This is a genomic window from Enterococcus sp. LJL51 (assembly GCF_049894025.1).
In the GTDB taxonomy this organism is placed as follows: domain Bacteria; phylum Bacillota; class Bacilli; order Lactobacillales; family Enterococcaceae; genus Enterococcus_L.
The window spans coordinates 13,538-37,844 of the sequence record NZ_JBNEQE010000027.1 but is presented as its reverse complement, the minus strand read 5'-3'; the positions used below and the strand labels follow the sequence as shown (position 1 = coordinate 37,844).

Annotated in this window: 18 protein-coding genes and 1 pseudogene; 9 read left to right on the top strand and 10 right to left on the bottom strand. The window is 41.0% G+C overall.

Annotated features, from left to right (window positions below; genetic code table 11):
• From ACPWSO_RS17280 to ACPWSO_RS17260, 5 genes and pseudogenes are all read right to left on the bottom strand, one after another.
• Nucleotides 1–214, bottom strand: a pseudogene (locus ACPWSO_RS17280) (IS5/IS1182 family transposase); the annotation flags it as partial.
• A 134-nt stretch (nucleotides 215–348) separates the two neighbouring features.
• Nucleotides 349–4,002, bottom strand: a complete 3,654-nt coding sequence (gene rpoC, locus ACPWSO_RS17275) for a DNA-directed RNA polymerase subunit beta' (RefSeq protein ID WP_426084815.1) — start codon at nucleotides 4,000–4,002, stop codon at nucleotides 349–351.
• 175 nt (nucleotides 4,003–4,177) lie between these two features.
• Nucleotides 4,178–7,795 carry a DNA-directed RNA polymerase subunit beta gene (gene rpoB, locus ACPWSO_RS17270; RefSeq protein ID WP_426084814.1) on the bottom strand — a complete coding sequence of 1,206 codons (3,618 nt, stop codon included), beginning with the start codon at nucleotides 7,793–7,795 and terminating at the stop codon, nucleotides 4,178–4,180.
• Nucleotides 7,796–8,143: 348 nt separating this feature from the next.
• Nucleotides 8,144–8,791: a hypothetical protein gene (locus ACPWSO_RS17265; protein ID WP_426084813.1), complete on the bottom strand. Its 648-nt coding sequence runs from the start codon at nucleotides 8,789–8,791 to the stop codon at nucleotides 8,144–8,146.
• 113 nt (nucleotides 8,792–8,904) lie between these two features.
• Nucleotides 8,905–9,312, bottom strand: coding sequence for a GFA family protein (locus ACPWSO_RS17260; RefSeq protein ID WP_426084812.1), 408 nt, complete (start codon nucleotides 9,310–9,312; stop codon nucleotides 8,905–8,907).
• A 450-nt stretch (nucleotides 9,313–9,762) separates the two neighbouring features.
• On the opposite strand from ACPWSO_RS17260, the gene ACPWSO_RS17255 reads away from it, so the two are divergent.
• The 4 genes from ACPWSO_RS17255 to ACPWSO_RS17240 all read left to right on the top strand — a co-directional run bounded on the left by ACPWSO_RS17255 (nucleotide 9,763) and on the right by ACPWSO_RS17240 (nucleotide 13,973).
• The gene (locus ACPWSO_RS17255; protein ID WP_426084811.1) at nucleotides 9,763–10,743 is read left to right on the top strand and encodes an ABC transporter substrate binding protein; all 981 of its coding nucleotides are present in this window, start codon (nucleotides 9,763–9,765) and stop codon (nucleotides 10,741–10,743) included.
• A gap of 86 nt (nucleotides 10,744–10,829) precedes the next feature.
• A complete protein-coding gene (locus tag ACPWSO_RS17250) occupies nucleotides 10,830–11,726 on the top strand; it encodes an ABC transporter permease (protein ID WP_426084810.1) in 897 nt (298 codons plus the stop codon).
• The gene (locus ACPWSO_RS17245; protein WP_426084809.1) at nucleotides 11,726–12,529 is read left to right on the top strand and encodes an ABC transporter ATP-binding protein; all 804 of its coding nucleotides are present in this window, start codon (nucleotides 11,726–11,728) and stop codon (nucleotides 12,527–12,529) included. The genes ACPWSO_RS17250 and ACPWSO_RS17245 overlap by 1 nt, the downstream gene beginning before the upstream one ends.
• Before the next feature lie 199 nt (nucleotides 12,530–12,728).
• The gene (locus ACPWSO_RS17240; protein WP_426084808.1) at nucleotides 12,729–13,973 is read left to right on the top strand and encodes an L-lactate MFS transporter; all 1,245 of its coding nucleotides are present in this window, start codon (nucleotides 12,729–12,731) and stop codon (nucleotides 13,971–13,973) included.
• A 148-nt stretch (nucleotides 13,974–14,121) separates the two neighbouring features.
• Here ACPWSO_RS17240 and ACPWSO_RS17235 read toward each other — a convergent pair whose 3' ends face one another.
• On the bottom strand, nucleotides 14,122–14,334 hold the full coding sequence (locus tag ACPWSO_RS17235; protein WP_426084807.1) for a zinc ribbon domain-containing protein: 213 nt from the start codon (nucleotides 14,332–14,334) through the stop codon (nucleotides 14,122–14,124).
• A 310-nt stretch (nucleotides 14,335–14,644) separates the two neighbouring features.
• Here ACPWSO_RS17235 and ACPWSO_RS17230 point away from each other — a divergent pair, with 310 nt between their 5' ends.
• Nucleotides 14,645–15,622, top strand: coding sequence for a biotin--[acetyl-CoA-carboxylase] ligase (locus tag ACPWSO_RS17230; protein ID WP_426084806.1), 978 nt, complete (start codon nucleotides 14,645–14,647; stop codon nucleotides 15,620–15,622).
• Nucleotides 15,623–15,628: 6 nt separating this feature from the next.
• Here ACPWSO_RS17230 and menA read toward each other — a convergent pair whose 3' ends face one another.
• The 3 genes from menA to pplA all read right to left on the bottom strand — a co-directional run bounded on the left by menA (nucleotide 15,629) and on the right by pplA (nucleotide 18,845).
• The gene (gene menA / locus ACPWSO_RS17225) at nucleotides 15,629–16,588 is read right to left on the bottom strand and encodes a 1,4-dihydroxy-2-naphthoate polyprenyltransferase (protein ID WP_426084805.1); all 960 of its coding nucleotides are present in this window, start codon (nucleotides 16,586–16,588) and stop codon (nucleotides 15,629–15,631) included.
• 14 nt (nucleotides 16,589–16,602) lie between these two features.
• Complete coding sequence (locus ACPWSO_RS17220) at nucleotides 16,603–17,640, bottom strand: FAD:protein FMN transferase (protein WP_426084816.1); 1,038 nt, start codon at nucleotides 17,638–17,640, stop codon at nucleotides 16,603–16,605.
• A 266-nt stretch (nucleotides 17,641–17,906) separates the two neighbouring features.
• Nucleotides 17,907–18,845 carry an extracellular electron transfer flavoprotein PplA gene (pplA, locus tag ACPWSO_RS17215; RefSeq protein ID WP_426084804.1) on the bottom strand — a complete coding sequence of 313 codons (939 nt, stop codon included), beginning with the start codon at nucleotides 18,843–18,845 and terminating at the stop codon, nucleotides 17,907–17,909.
• 278 nt (nucleotides 18,846–19,123) lie between these two features.
• On the opposite strand from pplA, the gene ACPWSO_RS17210 reads away from it, so the two are divergent.
• The 4 genes from ACPWSO_RS17210 (at nucleotide 19,124) to ACPWSO_RS17195 (ending at nucleotide 23,468) form a co-directional block, all read left to right on the top strand.
• Complete coding sequence (locus ACPWSO_RS17210; protein ID WP_426084803.1) at nucleotides 19,124–21,052, top strand: FAD-dependent oxidoreductase; 1,929 nt, start codon at nucleotides 19,124–19,126, stop codon at nucleotides 21,050–21,052.
• A 420-nt stretch (nucleotides 21,053–21,472) separates the two neighbouring features.
• Nucleotides 21,473–21,889 (top strand): NusG domain II-containing protein, encoded by a 417-nt coding sequence (locus ACPWSO_RS17205; protein ID WP_426084802.1) that lies wholly within the window; start codon nucleotides 21,473–21,475, stop codon nucleotides 21,887–21,889.
• Between the two features lie 17 nt (nucleotides 21,890–21,906).
• The gene (locus ACPWSO_RS17200; RefSeq protein ID WP_426084801.1) at nucleotides 21,907–22,461 is read left to right on the top strand and encodes a Gx transporter family protein; all 555 of its coding nucleotides are present in this window, start codon (nucleotides 21,907–21,909) and stop codon (nucleotides 22,459–22,461) included.
• 23 nt (nucleotides 22,462–22,484) lie between these two features.
• Nucleotides 22,485–23,468 carry a polyprenyl synthetase family protein gene (locus ACPWSO_RS17195; RefSeq protein WP_426084800.1) on the top strand — a complete coding sequence of 328 codons (984 nt, stop codon included), beginning with the start codon at nucleotides 22,485–22,487 and terminating at the stop codon, nucleotides 23,466–23,468.
• A 53-nt stretch (nucleotides 23,469–23,521) separates the two neighbouring features.
• Here the strand turns inward: ACPWSO_RS17195 and ACPWSO_RS17190 are convergent, their stop codons facing one another.
• Nucleotides 23,522–24,220, bottom strand: coding sequence for an alpha/beta hydrolase (locus ACPWSO_RS17190; protein ID WP_426084799.1), 699 nt, complete (start codon nucleotides 24,218–24,220; stop codon nucleotides 23,522–23,524).
• Nucleotides 24,221–24,307 lie beyond the last annotated feature (87 nt).

Genomic DNA, 24,307 nt, shown 5'->3' with positions numbered 1-24,307 from the left:
AAAAGACACGCTGAGTATACGCATACAGAATAATTTTTAATAGCATCTTCGGGTGGTAGGCCGGTCGGCCTAATTGTTCTTCTAATTTATTAAAGAGTGTTTGCGGCATGGCTTCGACTAAGGCATTAACCGCAAAAGCGACATCCGTTTCAGGAATAAACTGTTCCAACTCTAATGGTAAAATCGTTTGATTAATGGTATAATCTTTAAACATAAAAGCACGCTCCTTTTGATTTGGTTTAGTCACTTTAATCTTACACGGTTGCGTGCTTTTTGTGTACCCTAAAATTAAAAAAGTGAGAAAATAATCAGATTTTCTTCTGACTATTGTCCCACTCCCTTTTTTAATTATTTATTTAAGTCATTCAATGCATCTTCTGCAGCCATTTGTGCTTCAATATCAGAGATACTGTAAACATTCTCACTAGCCACTTTGACTTCTTTAGGCTCCATGTTGCGGTAACGAGCCATCCCTGTACCAGCAGGAATGATCTTACCAATAATAACATTTTCCTTCAGACCAAGCAGAGGATCTTTCTTACCACGAATCGCAGCATCTGTTAATACACGAGTTGTTTCCTGGAAGGACGCAGCAGACAAGAAGCTGTTTGTTTCCAGAGAGGCTTTCGTGATACCAAGCAGTACTGGACGGCTTGTTGCAGGAACGCCGCCGGCCACTAAGGTGTCATAGTTACGATCCTTGAATTCAGCGATGTCCAGCAGGGTACCCGGAAGGATATCTGTATCACCCGGATCCATTACTCGAACTTTACGCAGCATTTGACGAACCATTACTTCAATATGCTTATCGCCGATTTCCACCCCTTGCATACGGTAAACACGCTGTACTTCACGCAGCAAGTAGTTTTCTACTGAAAGTACATCGCGCACCTGCAGTAATTGTTTGGGATCAATAGAACCTTCTGTCAACGGTTCTCCACGATGAATCATATCGCCTTCTGCCACTTTCATACGGGCAGTATATGGAACAGTATACGTACGCGTATCTGTTTTCCCTTTAATTGTTACTTCTTTTTGACGTGTTGCAGGATCTTCAGAGATATCGATAACATCTCCAGTAACCTCTGTGATTACAGCCTGACCTTTCGGATTACGGGCTTCAAAGATTTCCTGAACACGAGGCAGACCTTGCGTGATATCGTCACCGGCAACCCCGCCCGTGTGGAAGGTACGCATTGTAAGCTGTGTACCTGGTTCACCGATAGATTGAGCAGCAATCGTTCCGACTGCTTCCCCAACTTCAACATCTGAGCCAGTAGCAAGGTTACGTCCGTAACAATGCTTACATACACCATGCTTGGTATTACATGTAAAGACAGAACGGATAGTTACTGTTTCAATACCAGCATCAACAATTTCTCTAGCAGTATCTTCAGAGATTAATTGATCTTCACCAATAATCAACTCACCCGTTTCTGGATGGAATACAGATTTACGTGTGTAACGTCCTAGTAAACGTTCTTCCAACGCTTCAATAATCTCATTGCCCTCTTTGATTGCAGCAATCTGCAGACCACGATCGGTACCACAGTCATCTTCACGGATAATTACGTCCTGCGCAACATCTACTAAACGACGAGTCAGATAACCTGAATCGGCCGTTTTCAGTGCTGTATCGGTCATCCCTTTACGGGCTCCGTGAGTAGAGATAAACATTTCCAAGACAGATAAGCCTTCACGGAAGTTAGAGATAATCGGTAATTCCATGATACGTCCGTTTGGCGCAGCCATCAATCCACGCATCCCAGCAAGCTGAGTAAAGTTGGAGATGTTACCACGGGCTCCTGAATCCGACATCATGAAAATTGGATTTTTCGCATCCAAACTTTCCATCAGTTTCAGCTGGATATCATCCTTAGCACCGTTCCAGACTGCAATTACACGTTCATAACGCTCATCATCTGTAATCAAACCACGACGGAATTGTTTCGTAATCGTTTCTACCTGTTTATGGGCAGCATCGATAATGTCATGCTTTTCATGGAGAACCATGATATCGGCAATTCCTACTGTAATTCCGGCATGTGTTGAATGTTTATAACCCAAGTCTTTCATACGGTCAAGCATTTTAGAGGTTTCAGTAATATGGAATCTCTTGAATACTTCTGCAATGATATTTCCAAGATTTTTCTTCTTAAACGGCAAAATCAGTTCCTGCTCTTTAATATATGCCGGAATATCTGTTCCAGCTTCTACAAAGTATTTATCCGGCGTTTGAACAGTCAGGTTATAATCTGTCGGTTCATTCAGATAAGGGAACTCTATCGGCATGATTTCATTGAAGATAATCTTACCAACAGTGGTAATCAACAAGCGTTCTTTTTGCCAGTCAGTGAATGGTTTGTCGCCAAGCAGTGTTGTTTGAACGCCAATCCGCGAATGTAGATGGACATAGCCATTGCGCCATGCAAGAACAGCTTCGTTCATGTCGCGGAAGACCATACCTTCCCCTTCACGGTTTTCTTCTTCCATTGTCAGGTAATAGTTACCAAGGACCATATCCTGAGATGGCGTTACAACTGGTTTTCCATCTTTCGGGTTCAAAATGTTTTGTGCCGCAAGCATCAGCATACGCGCTTCAGCCTGTGCTTCTTCATTCAACGGTACGTGAACCGCCATTTGGTCTCCATCGAAATCGGCATTATAGGCTTCACAAACTAGCGGGTGAAGACGAATAGCACGACCTTCAACAAGAACCGGTTCAAAGGCTTGGATACCTAATCTGTGCAGTGTAGGTGCCCGGTTAAGTAAAACTGGGTGTTCTTGGATAACCTCTTCCAGAATATCCCAAACTTCATCTTCACCGCGCTCAATTTTACGTTTTGCATTTTTAATGTTTGTTGCGATTTCCCGTTGAACCAGAACACGCATAACAAACGGTTTAAACAGCTCAATCGCCATTTCCTTCGGCAGACCACACTGATACATTTTCAAGTTTGGTCCAACAACGATAACGGAACGACCGGAATAGTCAACACGTTTACCCAGTAAGTTCTGACGGAAACGACCTTGTTTCCCTTTCAGCATATGAGAAAGAGATTTCAGCGGACGGTTACCTGGTCCAGTTACTGGTCTGCCGCGGCGTCCGTTGTCGATTAATGCATCAACAGCTTCCTGCAGCATACGTTTTTCATTTTGAACAATGATATTTGGCGCATTTAAATCAAGCAGACGTTTCAAACGATTGTTACGGTTAATAACACGACGATACAAATCGTTTAAGTCACTCGTTGCAAAACGACCGCCCTCCAATTGAACCATTGGACGCAAATCCGGTGGAATAACTGGAATAACATCCATAACCATCCAGCTCGGCTGATTACCAGATGAACGAAAAGCTTCCATAATATCTAAACGACGAATAGCCCGTGTTCTCTTTTGTCCCTGCGCTGTTTTTAAGTCTTCTTTCAGACTTGCAACTTCGCCGTCCAAATCAACATTGTCCAGCAATTGTTTGATTGCTTCAGCACCCATTGCAGCAGAGAAGCCTTGTCCGTACTGATCGCGTTTTTCACGGTATTCACGTTCTGTCAGCAATTGTTTCTTTTCTAAACCGGTATCTCCAGCATCAATTACTACGTAAGATGCAAAATAGATAATTTCCTCTAAAGCACGCGGACTCATGTCTAAAACAAGTCCCATACGAGAAGGAATACCTTTGAAATACCAGATATGTGATACTGGTGCCGCCAATTCAATATGACCCATACGTTCACGGCGCACTTTAGAACGAGTAACCTCTACGCCGCATCGGTCACAGACGATGCCTTTATAACGGATACGTTTATATTTCCCGCAAGCACATTCCCAGTCTTTAGTAGGACCGAAAATACGTTCACAGAACAAGCCTTCACGTTCAGGCTTTAAAGTACGATAGTTGATCGTTTCGGGTTTCTTTACTTCCCCATAAGACCAGCTTCTGATCTTCTCAGGTGAAGCTAAACCGATCTGCATACTCTCGAATTTATTTACATCGATCAAAAGGGGTTCCCTCCATTTCTTAGTTAAGAAAAGCTGAGTAATCAAGAAAAACAATAAGATGCCACTCAATAACATCAGCTCATAAAGCCAGATGATAAATTTATCTTTTCATCAGCTGGTTGTTCGTTCGAACACCAGCTGATGCTTTCTTACGCTTATTCAGTCGACCTAACGACTAATCGATTCTGTCTTCTGCTGTTTCAATACTTTGAACAACATCAGCCTCTGCTTCTTTTTTAGCTGCAGCTGCTTCTTTCTCTAATTGCTTGGCAGATTGCTGCTCAGCAAATTTTGTCAGCGCATCAACAGTAATCAAATCATCATCGTCGTCATCCATATCACGCAGCTCAATCTCTTGCTCCTCAATATCTAAAACGCGCATATCCAACCCTAAGGACTGCAGTTCTTTTACCAGTACACGGAATGATTCCGGTACACCTGGTTTTGGAATTGGTTCGCCCTTAACGATTGCTTCATACGTTTTCACACGTCCAACTACATCATCAGACTTGTAAGTCAAGATTTCCTGAAGGGTATACGCTGCTCCGTAAGCCTCCAACGCCCAAACCTCCATCTCACCGAAACGCTGTCCACCAAACTGAGCTTTACCACCCAGAGGCTGCTGCGTAACAAGAGAATATGGTCCAATAGAGCGGGCATGCAGTTTATCATCGACCATGTGGGCCAGCTTGATCATATACATAACACCGACAGAAATACGGTTATCAAATGGTTCACCTGTACGTCCGTCATAAAGAACAGTTTTTGCGTCGCTTGCCATACCGGCTTCACGAACTGTTTCCCAAACATCATCATCATTTGCACCATCAAATACAGGTGTTGCTACATGGATACCTAATTGACGGGCTGCCATCCCTAAGTGAAGCTCTAATACCTGCCCGATATTCATACGAGATGGTACCCCTAGAGGGTTCAGCATGATATCAATCGGTGTACCGTCTGGTAGGAAAGGCATATCCTCTTCCGGCATGATACGGGAAACAACCCCTTTATTCCCGTGACGTCCGGCCATTTTATCTCCTTCGTGAATCTTACGCTTCTGAACGATATAGACACGCACCAGCATATTCACACCTGGAGAAAGCTCATCGCCGCCCTCGCGGGTAAAGATTTTCACATCATGCACAATTCCGCCGCCGCCATGAGGCACGCGCAGAGAAGTATCACGAACTTCGCGGGCTTTTTCACCAAAAATTGCATGCAGCAGACGTTCTTCGGCTGAAAGTTCAGTCACACCCTTCGGCGTCACTTTACCCACCAGTAAATCACCATCTTTAACTTCTGCACCAATACGGATAATCCCCATCTCATCAAGATCTTTCAACGCGTCTTCACCAACGTTTGGAATCTCACGAGTAATTTCTTCAGGTCCTAATTTTGTATCACGAGCTTCTGATTCATATTCTTCAATATGAATAGATGTATAAACATCGTCTTTAACCAGACGCTGACTCATGATAATCGCATCTTCATAGTTGTACCCTTCCCATGTCATGAAGCCGACTAGAACGTTTTGTCCTAAAGCCATTTCTCCTTCTTCCATGGATGGTCCATCAGCCAGCGTATCGCCTTTTTCAACTTTTTCGCCAAAAAGAACGATTGGACGCTGATTGTAGCTCGTTCCAGAATTAGAACGGCGGAATTTTGTTACCATATATTTGTCTAAAGCACCATTGTCTCTGCGGACACGAATTTCAGAAGCATCAACAAATTCAACTACTCCATCATGCTTACAAAGCAAAGCTGCTCCAGAGTCATGGGCTGCTTTATATTCCATCCCTGTTCCCACAAATGGTGAACGAGGCTGAATCAAAGGTACTGCCTGACGCTGCATGTTCGCTCCCATTAGAGCACGGTTGGAGTCATCGTTTTCTAAGAAAGGAATACATGCAGTCGCTACTGCAACTACCTGTTTCGGTGATACATCCATGTAATCGACTTTATCTACAGTTACTTCCAAGTTTTCACTTTGCAGGCGAGCCATTACTAAATCTTCTACAAAAGTACCATCTTCATTTAACAATGAATTGGCCTGTGCAACAATGTAGTGATCCTCTGTATCAGCAGTTAGATAATCAACTTGATCAGTTACCTGACCAGTTGCACGGTCTACACGGCGATACGGTGTTTCAATAAAACCAAATTTATTTACTTTCGCATAGCTTGACAGACTATTAATCAGACCGATATTCGGACCTTCCGGCGTTTCAATCGGACACATACGGCCATAGTGAGAATAGTGAACGTCCCGCACTTCATAACCAGCACGGTCACGAGTCAAACCACCAGGTCCTAAGGCAGATAAACGACGTTTATGCGTTAATTCTCCAAGCGGATTTGTCTGATCCATAAACTGTGACAGCTGTGAAGAACCAAAGAATTCTTTGATACTTGCCACAACTGGGCGAATATTAATCAGCTGCTGTGGTGTCAGTGTTTCAGTATCCTGAATCGACATTCTTTCACGAACCACACGTTCCATCCGAGCCAAACCAATACGGAACTGATTTTGTAAAAGCTCGCCAACAGAACGAATACGACGATTTCCTAAGTGATCAATGTCATCCACATTACCGATATCTTCCATCAAGTTAAAGAAATAACTCATAGATGCAACAATATCAGCTGGACGAACGGTTTTCACGCTTGTATCTGGATAGCCGTTGCCAATTACATTGACAATACGTTCTGGATCTTTTGGCGACTCTACTTTAATCACTTGAACGGTCATTGGTTCAGTAACAACTCCATCCTCACTTGGATAGAAAGTTACACTGTTCAAGCCGTTATCGATATGTTCGCCAAGCGTTTCCATTACCTGATGAGTTAGAACTGTGCCTTTTTCAACCAGAATTTCACCGGTTTCAGCATCAATCAATGTCTCGCCAAGAGTCAGGTTCAACAGGCGTGTTTTCAAGTCTAATTTTTTGTTTACTTTATAACGACCTACATTTGCCAGATCGTAACGTTTTGGATCAAAGAAACGGGCTGTCAACAGATTACGCGAGCTGTCAGCTGTCTTTGGCTCACCAGGTCGAAGACGCTCGTAGATATCCTTTAAGCCTTCTTCTGTACGGGAATCACTCGCATTTTTATGCAAATCTTTTTCGATTGTATTTCTTAAGCCTTCGCTTTCGCCGAAGATTTCAAAAATAGTATCATCCGAGCCGAAACCTAACGCACGGACTAAAACAGTCAATGGAATTTTACGTGTACGGTCAATACGTACATAGGAAATATCCTTTGCATCAGTTTCCATTTCCAACCACGCACCGCGGTTAGGGATTACTGTAGAGCCAAAACCTTCTTTACCGTTTTTATCCACTTTTCCATGGAAGTAAACACCAGGAGAACGGACTAGCTGAGAAACAATAACACGCTCAGCACCATTGATGATGAAGGTACCCATCTCAGTCATCAGAGGAAAATCACCAAAGAATACTTCCTGAGATTTGATTTCTCCAGTTTCACGGTTTGTTAAACGCAACGTAACATGCAGCGGCGCTGAATAATTGGCATCATGTGCACGCGCTTCTTCTACAGTATACTTAGGTTCTTTTAATTCATAGTCTACAAACTCTAAGGACAGGTTTCCCTGAAAATCTTCAATCGGCAGAATGTCCTCAAACATTTCACGTAACCCTTCATCTAAAAACCATTGATAAGAGTCTGTTTGGATCTCAATTAAATTTGGTAATTCCAACACTTCACTGATACGTGCGAAACTTCTACGTTCGCGATGCTTTCCGTATTTTACTACGTGTCCAGCCAAGCTCTTCACCCCTCTAGATATAAGTCTGTCAAAACTCTACCTTTTAAAATTTCATTTAAGTTACAAATATTAAATATATGTAACAGAAAGCATTTTTTGCGGTTTTTAGGCAAAAAAAAACCAAAAATAGAATGTCGCCATGATCAAAAAAATCAAGTGTTTCTACTTTTGTTTCCCTATTTAAAACCGAAACGGACAATATTTCGTTTCTGCTTTATCATTTTTTAGATAGTTTTTGCATCTACATATTCTACTTCTTTCTATAGTAAAAGTCAAGGGGTTTCAGCATCGATACACCATAAAAACCGGAGCAGCTGAGAATTAGCTGCTCCGGCTTGATTTTTAGTTTTATTTAACCATTTTGAAGGTATGCGCTGCTTCTTCCAACACTTTTTCTTCTGAAGCAAACTTGCTTTGCATAGACCATGTTAACAGCTGAATATAATTCTGATCAGATTCCAGCAGATAAATCACATAATGCAGTTTAATCCCTTGAATCTCTGCATCAAAACTAGCTCTATCACCAGCCATATCATTCATTGTTGTAGGTTCAAAAGTAATAGTCACACCTGTTGTCTGCTGCATTTGTTCAACTACCAGGTTTTTGAAAGTCGCATAGTCTGCCACATCACCCTTGTCATTGAAAATCGCTGCAACTGCGCTGCTTCCATTTGTAAAAGCAAAACTAGCTGCCGGATTCACAGATTGGATATCATCGAATTCCTGCCAGCGGTCCAGCAATCCGTATTCAAAAGCCTCTCCGTTATCAGCAGTATAGCTCTTCACATCTATTTCATTTGAGGCATCCGCTTCTTCTGATGAAGACTCTTTTACTTCGTCTGTTGTTTCTTCAGTAGATGATTCTTCTGAACTTACTTCACTTGTTTTTTCAGTACTGCTTTTTGATGTTTCTGCCTTATCCCCATTACTGCCGCAACCCATCAAACCTACAGAAACAAATAATAACCCCGTAACTAACCACACTTTTCTTTTCATGCTAATACAATCTCCCTTTATGTTTTTGTTTTTTCTAAATTAGTATATCATATTTGCCCCAAACAGAAAGATGGAATTAAAAATTTTCCCGCTGATAATTCAAATCTCAACTGTTATTGAGGAAATGTCTCAAACCTCTGACCCTTTTCTACAAAATGATAGTATTCCGGCTGACTGCTGCAAAAAAATTCCTTGCTTATTGTCAGTTCGTTTTCCGGCAAATTATCAAATATATCTACTGGAATTTCATAGAAGTCCGGCTGAACCAATCTTGAATACACCGTGGTTCCACAATGACTACAGAAGCCTCTCTCCATTCTTTCCGAGGATGAATACACAGTAATATGTTCTAGCCCTTCGAATAGAATGTCTTTTCCAAATCCAGCATCTAAAATGAACACTGGACCCGCATTCATTTTTCGACAGCTTCGGCAATGACAAAGACCCATTTCAAGAGACTGGACAGCTGCTGTAAGCTTGATTTTTCCACATTGACAGCTGCCGTGATAGTGTTGTTTCATAATTTTCCTCCTCATCATTAAGTGATGCTTCTCATCCTTCTATTTTAGCATATTTAAACCGGTAGAATCGTCAGAAAATTCTAAAAATCTGTTGACTTTTTTTCTTTCGCTGTATATACTAAGAACAATTCAATCAAGCGGAGGAGAATTCCTATGACGAATATATCAAATCACGCACAATTGAATAGTTACTACTTTAGCTATTTTAGATAGGTTTGTATTCATACTTCATGGGTACAGACGGCAAATTCGTTTTTGTATCTATGATGGCTAGAGAACTTTGCGATGAGCAAACAGCCGCGTAGACAATAAATCTAAGTGGCTAATGAATAGAAGCGTATATTTCTTATGATTCTCGACATCCATTTAGACATATTGTCTAAATGGATGTTTTTGTTTTATCACTTTAACACTAAATCAATACACAAAAGAAAATTGGGGGACTATACAATGAAAAAAAGATGGATTCGTTTAAGTATTCTGACAGCAGCATTACTAACTCTTAGCGCTTGCGGAGGCAGTAAAAAAGACAGCGGCGCCTCGAGCAGCAAAGACAGTGTAACAGTGGGTGTGCTGCAGCCTGTGGAGCATGGTTCTCTGGATGCAGCGTATGAAGGCTTCAAAGAAGGCTTGGCAGAAAACGGCTTTAAAGAAGGTGAAAACCTCACCCTTGATTACAGCAATGCTCAAAACGATCAAGCACAGCTGAAAAGCATGAGCGAAAAGCTAATAAAAGGAAAACCGGACTTACTGCTGGGAATTGGAACTCCAGCTGCCCAATCTCTTGCCAGTGAAACAACCGATATTCCTATTACAGTTACTGCAGTTACCGACTTAGTCAGTGCCAAACTAGTCGCTTCTGATGATAAACCTGGCGGCAACATCACTGGTACTACAGATATGGTATCAATCGACAAGCAAATTGAACTGCTGTTGAGTATTGTTCCTGACGCAAAAACAATCGGCATTATGTATAACGCTGGTGAGCCTAACTCAAAAATTCAAGCTGATTTAGCTGAGGCTGCATTAAAAAAAGCCGGCGTCGCAACGAAAGTCCTGACAGCCAACTCTACTAATGATGTGCAGCAGGTAACAACCAGCTTAGCAAAAGACGTGGACGGTATTTATATTCCAACTGACAATACCTTTGCTTCTGCCTCAGCAGTTATCGGCGAGGTTGCTAAAGAATTGAAAGTTCCAATCGTTCCTGCCTCCATCGATCAGGTTACTGAAGGCGGATTGGCAACAATTGGTATCGACTATCATTCCCTTGGTAAACAGACAGGGGTAATGGCTGCTAAAATTCTCAAAGGTGAAGCAGAACCGGCTTCTATGCCTGTAGAAAGTGCAGATGACCTAGAATTAGTTGTCAACAAAGAAATGGCTGAAGCGCTGGGAATTGATCCAGATAGTATTCAAACACCTAAATAGCGGTGTTACTACAAATAAGAACAGACGGAAGCGGAAAACCAGCCGCCGCTTCCAGCTAGTTCTTGTCAAAACTCATTTGAAAGAAGTTGATTTTTTTGCTGAATATTTTCCTTTCCTCCACATCTCAAGGATTATTATGGTCCTTGCTGGCTATTGGTGTTTTTCTAACCTATCGAATCCTTGACATTGCTGATTTAACAACAGAAGGCAGCTTTCCATTAGGAGGAGCTGTTGCTGCATTCACCATGGTGCGCATTCGCGAAGGCTTTGAAACTGATACATTACTCTACAAGCTCCAAAAGGTGCTTGTGCCGATTTTAGATATTCATCCAGCCGCCCCTTCTGTCTTTGCACTTATTTTTGCATTTATCGCCGGCGCATTAGCCGGTTTAACATCAGGATTTCTTCATACGAAATTAAAAATCCCTGCACTGCTTGCCGGCATCATCACGATGACGGGTCTTTACAGTATTAATGCCCGTGTTATGGGTGCACCAAATATCTCTCTGCTAGGGACAGAAACAATCTTCACGCAGGCTCAAAACTGGGGGCTGGAGAAAACGATTAGTGTGATTGTAGTTGGTGTTCTGGTAGTTGCTGTTGTGATTGGACTGCTTACCCTATTCTTTAAAACGGAAGCGGGGCTGGCAACTCGGGCGACCGGCGACAACATTGAAATGAGTCAGGCGAACGGTATTAATACTGACGGAATGAAAATGATTGGCTATATGCTGTCTAACGGCTGTATTGCTCTAGCAGGCGCTCTGCTCGTTCAAAATAATAACTTTGCCGATTTGAATTCCGGCATTGGAACGATTGTTATTGGCGCTGTCTTATATCGTTTCATTCTAGCTTGTGTTCTCGAGCTTAATGTAGACCCTACCGATCTTAAGCTGTTTTCTGCCTTCATCTTAGTTATTTGCTTGTCTTCACCGCTTGTTCAGAAAAAGCTAAAACTGTCTAAAAAAGGAGGAACCCGTTAATGGAACCTGTATTGACTATAGAAAACCTCCATCAATATTTTGAACGAGGAACGATTAATGAAAACCACGTATTGAAGGGCATCAATCTAACCATCAGTAAGGGAGATTTTATTACTATCATCGGCGGAAACGGAGCAGGAAAATCAACTCTCTTGAATAGTATTGCCGGTACGCTGCCCATTGAAGAAGGCCGTCTGCTGCTGAATAAAAAAGACATCACAAAGCAAAAAGTCGCCGCCCGTTCGAAACAAATCAGCCGCGTTTTTCAAGATCCTAAAATGGGGACTGCCGTTCGGCTGACTGTAGAAGAAAACATGGCTTTGGCAATGAAACGCGGGCAAAAACGCGGGCTGGGCAACGGTGTTCGAAAAAATGACCGTCAGTTTTTCAAAGAACAGCTGGCAAAGCTGAATCTAAATTTGGAAAATCGGCTATCCGCTGAAATCGGTCTGCTTTCAGGCGGGCAACGGCAGGCAATCACTCTATTGATGGCGACATTAATTCGTCCTGAGTTGATTCTTCTGGACGAACACACAGCAGCGTTGGACCCTAAAACCTCAATTACCGTTATGGAGTTAACAGACAAACTGATAAAAGAACAGCAGTTGACCGCCTTTATGGTCACCCACAACATGGAGGATGCTATTCGCTACGGCAATCGTCTGATTATGCTTCATCAAGGAAATATCGTTGTAGATATCGATGCTGAAAAGAAACAAAATTTAACTGTTAATGAACTGATGGAGCTCTTCCATAAAAATAGCGGAACCGAGCTAAAGGATGACCAACTGTTGCTTGTCTAATCAGTATTTCAGCAAAAAAATTTCTTTCAATAATTGTTATTGACACTCTCTCTTCAAGAAAAGTGAAAAGACCAGTTGAAAGCATTTTCTATTGTGGTATCATAGTAGTTATTCACAATGCTCAATGTTGAGCAAACGTTATGTATATCTCGATAACATACAAGGGTTTGTGAAAATGAAAAGAGTGAGAGTGAGACAAATGAAACAAGTGAAAAACAGATGGCTGATTGCCGCATCAGGAATCGCTGTACATTTATCAATTGGCTCAGCTTATGCATGGAGTATCTATACAAAACCAATTGCTGAGCTGACTGGCTGGGAGCAGGGACCTATATCCTTTGCTTTTAGTATTGCAATTTTCTGTTTAGGGGTTTCAGCTGCATTTATGGGGAAATTTGTTGAAAAATTTGGTCCAAGAAAAACCGGAACAGTAGCATCCATTATGTTCGGAAGCGGCATTATATTGACAGGCGTTGCTGTTAATATCCAATCATTACCGCTGCTGTATCTAGCCTATGGGATTATCGGCGGAATAGGCTTGGGGGCTGGCTATGTCACACCTGTTTCGACAATGATTCGATGGTTCCCGGATCGACGAGGACTGGCAACTGGTATGGCCATCATGGGCTTCGGCTTCGCATCCTTGATTACAGGTCCGATTGCTCAGAAATTAATGCTTGCTGTCGGCATTCCAAAAACATTTTATATTTTAGGTGCCTGTTATTTTGCAGTGATGTTCATCGCTTCTCAATACCTGGAAAAACCACCTGTTGACTGGCGACCGGCCGGCTATGAAGAAAGCAATGAAAAACAAACGAAAAATCATGTTAAATTAAAGGAAGATTATTCACAGCTGGCTGCGAATGAAGCCATAAAAACAAAACGCTTTTGGCTGCTATGGTTCATGCTGTTTATCAATATCACCTGCGGTATTGCGTTGGTTTCAGCTGCTTCACCTATGGCTCAGGAAATCACAGGCATGTCTGCCGCTATGGCTGCTGCCATGGTGGGAATTATGGGCTTGTTCAACGGAGGCGGCCGATTGTTTTGGGCCACTCTTTCAGATTACATCGGGCGTCCCAACGTGTTTACAGCTATTTTTATTATCGACGTTATTGCTTTAACTGCATTATATTTCTTCAGTTCACCAATTTTATTTGCTGTTTTAATCTGTATCATCATGACTTGCTACGGCGCAGGCTTCTCTGTGATTCCTGCCTATATTGGCGATGTCTTTGGTACAAAGGAGCTGGGCGCCATTCATGGTTATATCTTAACGGCTTGGGCTGCTGCTGGAATGGTCGGTCCATTACTGCTTTCCTTTGTTCACGAAACGTTTAAAAACTACAATACAACTTTACTGATTTTTATTGCTTTCTGCTTAATCGCATTAACCTTATCAATCCTTATTCGCTCAGATTTAAAAAAAGCAAAAGCGAACTAGAAAAAAGAGAGGGTAGACCCATCTGTTGATGAGTCTACCCTCTTTAGTATCTTTTACAGCCAGAACTGAGCTCCTGCAGCATAAAAAGAGCCGGACAGAATTTGCTCTGTCCGCTCTCTGCTATTTCAACAGCTACCAGCTGAGGTATTTATCCACCTATTAAGAAGTCAAGAATGTTCCAGCCGTCTGAAGTAGTTCCGCGATACAGCTCAGTAAAGCCGCACTGAGTACAGCTAATTGTAATAAATTTCTTGTTTTGCACATCGAAAATCTTAGCAAAGTTGCCCCCAGTAGCTTGAAACTGATCCGACACATAATGCATGTTGCCACACTTCTCACAAACAAATTGTTTCTTATCCATTTTTTTCTTCCTCTTTTCTTGTATCATTGATAAAATTATATCAAAAATCTACACTTCTCACATACATCCAAAGGATGAATTTTAACTCAACGTTAAGACGTATTTTTCTCTCTAAGATGTGGTAAAGTTATAGATATCCCTTCAAGAAAAAGATAGGGGAGAATGTTCCACCCTGCATTCAATTATTTTGCACGCATCTGATTTTTTCAGATACTCCTTCACTAGGAATAACTGGCGCTTTTAGTAAGAGAAATCTTTAATAGAAATTATGTAGATAAGAAAACCACTGAAAAAATAAGGACGTGAACTTATGACAACTAAAGAAAACGTGCTGACACTACTAATGACTCAAGCACCTGAATTTATTTCCGGTGAGGAAATGGCACAGAAGCTTGAAGTCTCTCGGACTGCTATTTGGAAGGCAATTAAGGAGCTAAAAAAAGAAGGTTATCTCATTAACAGCAGTACAAATAAGGGCTACCAATACCTGCCCTCTGATATACTCTCTGCTGAAGGAATCCGCTTGTATCTTTCAGAGAAAACGCCTGACCTGTCTATAAAAATTTTGGACTCCTCCACTTCTACAATGCGGGATGCAAAGCTTGCGGCGGTCAATGGCGAGCCTGAGAACACCCTTGTCGTTGCTGATATGCAGGAAGCGCCGAAAGGTCGTTTCGGCAGACCTTTTTTTGCTAAAAAAGGCGGCGGCATTTATATGAGTATTCTTTTGCGTCCAAATCAGCGGTTTGAGGAGATGGCTCAGTATACATTAATTATGGCTGTTGCAATCGCCGAGGCACTAGATAAAGCTGCTGGAATTGTTTCTGAAATCAAATGGGTGAATGATATCTATATTAATGGACGCAAGGTCTGTGGTATTCTTTCCGAAGCAATGAGCGACGTGGAATCAGGACAAATCACAAATATCGTTATCGGCATGGGCATCAATTTTGCTATCAGACAGGATGAGTTTCCAGAGGACATTCGTGATAAAGCAACCTCCTTATATAGTGACGGTCAGCCGACAATAACAAAAAATGAATTGATTGCACTAATCTGGAATCGTTTCTACAAAATTCTAAACGAAAAAGACACTGCTTATTTAGATATCTATCGAAAAAAATCCTTTGTTCTCGGTAAAGAAGTTACTTTTATTCAGAAACAAGTAGAATATCAGGGGATTGCAAAACAAATTAATAATCTAGGAGAATTAATCGTCCAATTACCAAACGGCGATGAGAAAGCTTTATCTTCTGGGGAAATCAGCCTGAAAAAAATACAGGGATGACTGCAGTCATCCCTGTATTTTTTCAAGTATTATTGTAGCCAGCAACCCTGCTAGGTAGCTTCCGTTGAACAGCACTAAATTGCTGATGGAAAACCTGAAGCTTTTAGGCTGCGGCAATTCTTTTCTAAATTGCTGAAGATTTTTACGAATCTTGGGAAAGGATACCAGCACCAATAGAATCGGCCACTTGAAAACACCAAAAAGCAGGCCTAGTAATATGATACCGTAGCAAAACAACATCAGCAGCTGAAAAAGCAGCGTCCCTTTTTTTCGCCCAATATAATATACTAGCGTATAGCGATGATTTTCAATGTCTGTATCCAAATCCCTTAGATTATTTGCCAACATGATATCTGCAATTGTCAAAACCAGCGGTAGAGAGGCCCAAATAACAGCCAATAACTGCCATAAATTTCCAGTCAGTGCAAATGCCCCTTGGCTAAAATCCAGCTTTAGATAGAACGGCGGATTTTTGACTACATTTAAGTAGACAACCATAGCAAAAATGCCTAATCCCATTGTAACTCCGCTGAAAACTTCTCCTAAAGGCATTCGTGATAGCGGTATTGGTCCAAATGTGTAGAAAATCCCAATCAGACAGCACACTCCACCCATGACCAGCAGCAGCCAGCCTGTCTGAACAGCTAAGAATACACCGATTACTGCTGTGAAGGCAATCATCCCAAAAATCATGTTTCTTACCAAGACAGGTGAAACTCCTGAGGAGCCGATGATATTTTCTTCATGCTTGTATACTTCTGATTTTGCTTTTTGGTAGTCCATATAATTATTGATTGCTGTGGTTGCCATATCAAAAACAACCATCCCAATAAAAAATAATAGTGTATGCAGCCAGGATACCTGCTGGAAATAGGCAATCGAGAACAAAACGCCTACTGCAAACGGAAACAGACTAGCCAGCTTGGTACGGATTTCTACAATCTCTAAGAACACGTTTAGTGACATAAATTATTTACCCCTTATTTCAATTCTGAACGGTCCCCCATTGTATAACCAGAGTCTTCGCCAAGTTCAAATGTTTTTTCAATATCTTTGCTGACATATACTTTATCTTCTTTTGTTACAAAAATTACATCCACATCATCCAGACCTTCTACATACTCCAGACCTTGTTTCACGCCCATAGCAAATACTGCTGTAGAAAGACCATCGCCATCTATTGATTTATTCGTGATGATGGTCACTCCAGCAATATCGTTGTCAAACGGATACCCTGTTTTAGGATCAAATAGGTGGTGGTAGGTTTCCCCATTCACTTTCAAATAGCGCTCATAGATGCCTGAAGTAACCAGTGTTTTATTACTTTCTTTGACAGTACCAATCACTGTATTACGCGCTTTATTCGGATCCTGAATTCCAACGTTCCAGTCTTCCTTTTCGCCTCGTGGACTATGCCCCATAACATAGACATTTCCACCTAAATCGATAATTGCCGTAGTCACACCATTGTCTTTCAATACCTTTACTACTTCATCTGTAATATAGCCTTTTGCAATAGCTCCAAGGTCCAATGCCATTTCCGGTTCTTCCAGAAATACTGTTTTTTCTTTATCATCTAGAACAACTTTATGATAATCCACCAGCTTGAGCGCTTGATCAATTTCTTCCTGCGCCGGCTTGCGGGCATCGTCAAAGCCAATGTGCCATAGTTGCGTAATCGGTCCAATGGCCATATCAAAACCGCCGCTTGAATCTTCACTATATGTGTAGGCTTTTTTCACTAGACTATAGATATCATCGGATACTTCAACTGGTTTAATTCCAGCACTTTCATTAATCTTATCGATTTCAGAGCCTGGTTCATTCACCGTTATTCTGTCACCCAAATCTTTCACTCGTTCAAAAGCTTTATCTAATATACTCTCTTTACCGTCATCGTAAATTCTAATTTGGACGTAGGTTCCAAGAAGCAGCTCCTGCTTTGAATAAGGCTCTTTGTTCACCTTTACCTCATCCTTTTTTTCATTGCCGCATCCGCTAATCAAAACTGCTGTCATAAATACTAATACAGCTGTCAGCCACCACGTGCGTTTTTTCATCCGTATCCCTCTTTTCAATTAAACGTTTTTCTACCCTAATCTCTAAAAAGCACCTTCAAGTATAATCCAGCGCAGAAAATTTAACTAGTAAAATCACCCTTATATCACAATACTATGTATAGAAGCAGTTTTGATAGCCTTAAAATCAACGAAAGAAACTAAAACAAAGACAACCAAAGAGAAATAGATTCTCTCTGGTCGCCGGATGGTTCTTTAATTAAGAACTATTTTTTCATAACGATGTTATCAACGAGGATTTCAGCAGTATCGCCTTTTTCAGCAGCATTGATTAATTGTTGTGCATAGATTACGAATGAATGGAAGCTGTGAGTTGCTCCAGTTACAACATCCATTTCAGCAGGAGAGCCGTCTTCTTCGCCCATTGCTTTAACAAACTCTTCGTTAAATGTTGGGATAAATTCTGCTGGGTCAGTACCTGCTTTATCTTTCATCATTTCATTGTATTCAGTATCTTCTTGTTTAGATTTACCTTCATCATTTACATTGTCGTATTTAGATTCAGTTACTTTACCGTCTTTTACAACCATTGTAAATTCAGTGTGGTAGCCGTTTGAGTTATTTTGCTCTTTCAATGTGTATGAACCGTCTTTCAGTTCAGCACCATTATCGATTTCGATTGTTTCAGTATTACCAGCTTGAGCAGCTTGGATTAGTTGTTGCGCATAGTTTTGGAATGAATCAAATGAATGTGTCGCTCCTGAAACTACATCGATATCAGATGGTGATTGTTTAGCAACCAACTCTTCGTTAAATTTAGGAATAAATTCTTCTGGATTCGTACCGGCTTTATCCTTCATGTTTTTATTGTAGTCTGCATTGTCAGCTTTTGATTCGCCGTCTTTATTGATGTTGTCATATTTAGACTCTGTGATTTTACCGTCTTTTACAGTAATTTCAAAAGATACACGGTAGTCGTTTGAATAATTTTTTTCTTCCAATTTATACGTACCGTCTTGTAAATCAGCCCCTGCTTCTTTTACTGCTTCTGCTGCAGAAGATTCTGCTGTTGAAGATGAAGCTTCTGTTGATGAGGCAGCACTTGAAGAGCTCGCTGTATCTTTATTGTCTGACCCACATGCAGCCAGCACCATTGTTGTTAGTGCAATTGCTGCAAAACTTTTCACAAATTTGTTTGCTTTCATTTTTATTAACCACCTTTTTCATTATATAATACTTGAGACTTGTCACAAAGGTACTTTGTGATTCAATTAACATTCTAACCAATTCCATACTTATGTCAATACAGCACTGTAAGAAAATTAAAAATTTACCAGTTTTTCACAAATTTTTAATGTGAGGTCGGTTATTTTTTTAAATCAATAATTGCTATTAGACAAATTCATTCACACACTATATAATGTACTCGATTGCGAAATTATGATCAATTTTATATTTTTATTTTTTAAGGAGCGGATTATCAATGACAAAGCAAAAAATTGTCGTTGTAGGTGCGGGTTACGCTGGGGTATCAGCGACCAAATTTTTAGCCAAAAAGCTAAAAAAAGATGACGTAGAGATCACTTTGATCGACCGCCATTCTTATCACACTATGATGACAGAGTTGCACGAAGTAGCAGGAGGACGTGTAGAGCCGACCGCCATTCAATATGATTTGCAACGGCTGTTTTCACGCAAAAAGAATGTTCAGCTTGTCACAGACACAGTAACAGGGATTGATAAAGACAAAAAAATCGTCAAAACAAAACTGGGTTCTTACCCGTTTGATCAATTGGTTATTGGTATGGGTGGAGAACCGAATGATTTCGGAACTCCGGGAGTAAAGGAAAACGGCTTTACACTATGGTCGTTTGAAGACTCATTGAAGATTCGTGAACATATTGAAGCAACAGTTGAAAAGGCAGCAATGGAGCCGGATGCTGAAGTTCGGAAAGCAATGCTGACATTCGTTGTCTGCGGTTCCGGATTTACAGGAATCGAAATGATTGGTGAGCTAATTGACTGGAAAGATCGTTTGGCAAAAGATACAAAACTTGATCCAAGCGAATTTACCTTGATGGTTGTTGAAGCTATGCCGACAATTCTGAATATGTTGACACGCAACGATGCAGCAAAAGCAGAGCGTTATATGGAGAAGAAACAAGTTAAATTATTAAAAAATTCTCCTATTGTTGAAGTTGCAGCTGATCACATTAAGCTGAAAGACGGTACGGAAATTCCAACGCATACTCTGATTTGGACTGCTGGTGTAAAGGCAACCTCTGATGCAGCAGACTTCGGTTTAGAAGCAGCGCGCGGAAATCGACTAATTGCTAATGAGTTCATGCAGGCAAAAGGTTATGAAGACAAGAATATTTATATCATTGGTGATTTGGTTTATTATGAAGAATTTCCTGATACACCAACACCTCAAATTGTTCAGGCTGCTGAGCAAACTGGACATACAGCTGCTGCAAATATCGTAGCAGATATCAAAGGCGGCGAAAAACATAAGTTTAAAGGAAACTATCAAGGCTTTATGGTTTCAATCGGCGCTAAATGGGGCGTAGCCAATCTCTTTGATAAAATTCATTTAAGCGGCTTCTTAGCAATTATTATGAAGCATATTGTCAATTTGAAGTATTTCTTTGATATTCGTTCTGGTTATTATATGTTCCAATATATGATGCACGAGTTCTTCCATATTAAAGATGACCGTAATGTTGCTAGAGGACACTCTTCCCGTTATGGCAATGTTTTATGGAGCGTACCGCTGCGAGTATTCTACGGAATGATGTGGCTGGTAGAATCCATGAAAAAAATTGTCGGTACTGGAGATTACCTGAAACCCGGCACTTGGTTTGGCGAAGGCTCTTGGTTTACAGACAAGGTGGTATTCCCATTCCCATGGCTTCAGGAACAAGTAACAACTGGCGCTTCTGCCGCAGCTGAGGCAACGACAGCTGCCAGCGGTGCAACGGATGCTGCTGCCGATACTGCTGCTCAAGCAGCTCATTTCGGACTGAGCTATGCATATGGCGAAGAACCAATGATGGTCTTTGATCATATGCCTAAATGGTTTGAAAGTGTAATGAAGTTCATGATGCCAAATCAGGAAGTTGCACTATTCTTCCAGAAATTCATGACAATTGTCGAAGTACTGATTGCTTTAGCTTTGATTGCTGGTCTATTCACATGGCTGTGCAGCGCAACTACAATTGGTCTAGTTGCTGCTTTCTGTTTGTCTGGGATGTTCTACTGGGTAAACATCTGGTTTATCTTCGTAGCAATTGCCTTAATGAACGGTTCTGGACGTGCAGTGGGTCTGGATCGCTGGGTAATTCCTTGGCTACAGCGTAAACTCGGCAAATGGTGGTATGGAACACCGAAATCGAGGTACGGAGCCAAATAACTTCAAAGTATTTCATTTGAGGCTGGATTAAAGCTTTCAATATTCTACCGTCTATTCGTATTAAGACAGAATGACTGTCTAGGATTTTATTTATAATCCAGGTCCGCTGTCTATTCGATTTTAAATCGGCTGTAAAAAATCAGGACAGAAGTGATTAGCTTCGTGAAGTAATGAGAGGCGACGGAAAACTGCTCCGCAGATTTCCCGTCTGTCTCACTTATTTCCGAGAAAATCGCTTCTGTTCTGCCGTTTTTTTACAGTTTATTAGCACATAGAGAATCACTCATTAGATACCTTCAATAATCTGCTTTCTCTATTCTTAAATCTTTCATCAAAAAAAATGCTGTCTTTTGAACTTGTTTTGTTCAGCATTCTCCCTGAATGTGCTAAAATTAAGAACTGCAAAGGAGAGGAAAGAAAATGAACATAAAAACGTTTATCAAAAATAGCCATCTCCGTCCATGGGATATTATTATTATCCTGCTCTTGGCAGTCGGTTCTTTTTTGCCCCTTGTTGTTTTAGGCATGCAGAGTGATGATACAGCAACCCTACAGGCTGTTTTAAAAGTAGATGGAAAGACGATTAAAACCTTTGATTTAAAGGAAGGGACTCCAGTCTATACATATAAATATGAAGATTCAGATGGTGATTACAATTTAATTGAGGTGGATGGCAACCGTATTCGAATCACTGAAGCAAATTGCGGCGATTTGGCCTGCGTACGCCGCGGCTGGATATCTCGTCCCGGCGAGACACCCATTGCTTGTCTGCCGCATAATTTATTTATCACCGTAGAGGCTTCAGATGGAAGTGAGGACGGCAGCCTGATTTACTAGGGCGCCTATAGTGCATAATGACGAAACTACAACGAAATATTTATATCTCTATGCTGGTTGCCCAGGCCGTAATCATCTCTTTGCTGGAAAATATGATTCCTTACCCATTTGCTTTTGCTCCAGGAGCAAAGCTGGGATTAGCTAATTTAATTACGATTATTGCTATTTTTACAATGAAAAGAAACCAGGCTTTTTTTCTGATTTGCTTACGGCTGATACTGGCAACTCTGCTGGGCGGTACGCTCTCCACTTTCTTCTATAGTGCCAGCGGCGCAATTCTCAGTTATCTTGGTATGCTCTTAGTAAAGCAGCTGGGACCCAAACGTGTGAGTATCATTGGTATCAGCGCTGCCGGCGGTTTTCTGCATAATATCGGACAGCTCTTGACTACTTCATTTTTTGCACAGTCCTGGGCACCAATGCTCTATCTGCCGTTCCTATCTTTTTTCGGGCTATTGTCTGGAATTGCGATTGGAATTGCTGCCAACTATTTATTGAAACATGTTCAGACACTTAGAAAGTTTCAGCTGGATTATGAACAACACTCGAAACAAAAATGGGAGATTTTTTAAAAAGAACTAAAGGAGTTTATCCTATGAATATCCATCAAATGTGGAAGCCTTATCCCCAATTAGCCAACGAACTTGAATTAACTCTTCGGGCAATGGAAAAGGGCATCCAAATCAAAAATAAAGATGTAGAGCAGGCTATTTTAAAAATGATTCATTCCGGCGGCAAACTGCTGCGCCCAGCCTATCAGCTATTGTTTTCCCAGTTTGGTCCTCAAAGAGACCGGGAAAAGGCTGTCGCACTAGCTGCCTCAATTGAAATGCTCCATACTGCTACTCTGATTCACGATGATATAGTTGATGAGGCAGACAGTCGAAGAAGCCTGCCAACTATCCGGTCAACCTTTGGTAATCAGACAGCTGTTTATGCGGGCGACTATTTATTCGTCTGCTGTTTTAAGCTTTTATCTGAGTATTCTTCCTCATTAAAAAGCATTCAGCTTAATTCTCATAGTATGGATAAAATCCTTTCTGGAGAGCTTGGGCAAATGGACACTCGTTACAATAGTTCTATGACAATTGAGCAGTATATCGAAAATATTTCTGGAAAAACTGCTGAGCTTTTCGCATTAAGCAGCTTTACAGGAGCTTATGAAAGCGGCTGTTCTGCAAAGTTTTCCAGCAAATGTAAAGAAATTGGTGAAAATATTGGGATTGCCTTTCAAATAATCGATGACATTCTCGATTATACTCAGACCTCTGAACATATTGGCAAACCTGTATTAGAGGACGTCAAGCAAGGCGTTTACTCGCTGCCCTTACTTTATGCACTAAAAGAGAACAAGGAACTGCTGGGCTATTTGGAAAAGAAAGAAAACTTATCCACAGAAGATACACAACATGTTTATCAGCTTGTTCAAAAAGCCGGCGGTGTGGATAAAGCTCAGAAATTAGCAACCGAGTATACTCAGAAAGCCCTAAAGGCCATTAAGAAGCTTCCTGATACAGAAGAACAAACTAGAGAAACTCTTTTAGAGATTACTGAAAAAATATTGAAAAGAACGACTTAAAAAACAACTGCTAAAAGTTCATCCAACTTTTAGCAGTTGTTTTTTTGATTAAATCAGACATTTAAGAATGTCAAAATATCCTGAACGGCCTGATCCTTATTTTCACTTTCAAACATCTGATGAGTACCGCCGTCATATAACTTGATGCTTGCTTTTTGATCAAGACATTTCAAAATATAATCCGCACTTTTATAATGTGTCGTTTCATCACGTCTATTCTGCAAAATCAGTATTTTCTGTTTCATTTCCTCTGGAAAACTGCTGCGCAGCTTTTTCTTCGTTAAATTCCAAAGCTTTAAAAATTCCAGACAAGCTCGGAGGGAGACGTTTCCTGCAGAAGAAAAATAATACAACAGACGATGGCGCTCGCTTTTAAACAGAAGTCCTTTCAAAATATCACTTGTCATCACCGAAAAGTTATACAAGTGCATCGGTGTATTACAGAAGATAATTTGCTGGATTGATTGCCTTTCTGAATGCTGAATAGCCAAGAGTCCTCCCATCGAAAAGCCCACCAGTGTAATCTGCTGATAATTAGTCTCCAGTTCATCCAGTTTCATCTCTACACTTTTAAGCCACTCCTGATATACTGATTGAGAAAACTCTTTGCGGCTGCCGCCGTGACCAGCAAGACGCACTGTAAAAACCGCCGCGGATCTTTCCTGCAGAGACTCATACAGATGCAGCAGCTCACGTTCATCTCCGCCAAATCCATGTATGAGTAAAATGGCCTGCTTGCTTTTATTATCCATACACTACTCCCCTTTGTATCCTCTCTCTATTGTAGCAAAAACCAGCATCCCGAACTATCAAAAAAAAACAGTACAGCTCTTACTGGT

Bases quoted from the DNA above. Each gene is read 5' to 3' on its own strand.
- ACPWSO_RS17265 (WP_426084813.1), bottom strand. From the start codon at position 8,791: ATGAAAAGAAAAGTGTGGTTAGTTACGGGGTTATTATTTGTTTCTGTA.
- ACPWSO_RS17260 (WP_426084812.1), bottom strand. From the start codon at position 9,312: ATGAAACAACACTATCACGGCAGCTGTCAATGTGGAAAAATCAAGCTT.
- ACPWSO_RS17255 (WP_426084811.1), top strand. From the start codon at position 9,763: ATGAAAAAAAGATGGATTCGTTTAAGTATTCTGACAGCAGCATTACTA.
- ACPWSO_RS17245 (WP_426084809.1), top strand. From the start codon at position 11,726: ATGGAACCTGTATTGACTATAGAAAACCTCCATCAATATTTTGAACGA.
- ACPWSO_RS17240 (WP_426084808.1), top strand. From the start codon at position 12,729: ATGAAACAAGTGAAAAACAGATGGCTGATTGCCGCATCAGGAATCGCT.
- ACPWSO_RS17235 (WP_426084807.1), bottom strand. From the start codon at position 14,334: ATGGATAAGAAACAATTTGTTTGTGAGAAGTGTGGCAACATGCATTAT.
- ACPWSO_RS17230 (WP_426084806.1), top strand. From the start codon at position 14,645: ATGACAACTAAAGAAAACGTGCTGACACTACTAATGACTCAAGCACCT.
- menA (WP_426084805.1), bottom strand. From the start codon at position 16,588: ATGTCACTAAACGTGTTCTTAGAGATTGTAGAAATCCGTACCAAGCTG.
- ACPWSO_RS17220 (WP_426084816.1), bottom strand. From the start codon at position 17,640: ATGACAGCAGTTTTGATTAGCGGATGCGGCAATGAAAAAAAGGATGAG.
- pplA (WP_426084804.1), bottom strand. From the start codon at position 18,845: ATGAAAGCAAACAAATTTGTGAAAAGTTTTGCAGCAATTGCACTAACA.
- ACPWSO_RS17210 (WP_426084803.1), top strand. From the start codon at position 19,124: ATGACAAAGCAAAAAATTGTCGTTGTAGGTGCGGGTTACGCTGGGGTA.
- ACPWSO_RS17205 (WP_426084802.1), top strand. From the start codon at position 21,473: ATGAACATAAAAACGTTTATCAAAAATAGCCATCTCCGTCCATGGGAT.
- ACPWSO_RS17200 (WP_426084801.1), top strand. From the start codon at position 21,907: ATGACGAAACTACAACGAAATATTTATATCTCTATGCTGGTTGCCCAG.
- ACPWSO_RS17195 (WP_426084800.1), top strand. From the start codon at position 22,485: ATGAATATCCATCAAATGTGGAAGCCTTATCCCCAATTAGCCAACGAA.
- ACPWSO_RS17190 (WP_426084799.1), bottom strand. From the start codon at position 24,220: ATGGATAATAAAAGCAAGCAGGCCATTTTACTCATACATGGATTTGGC.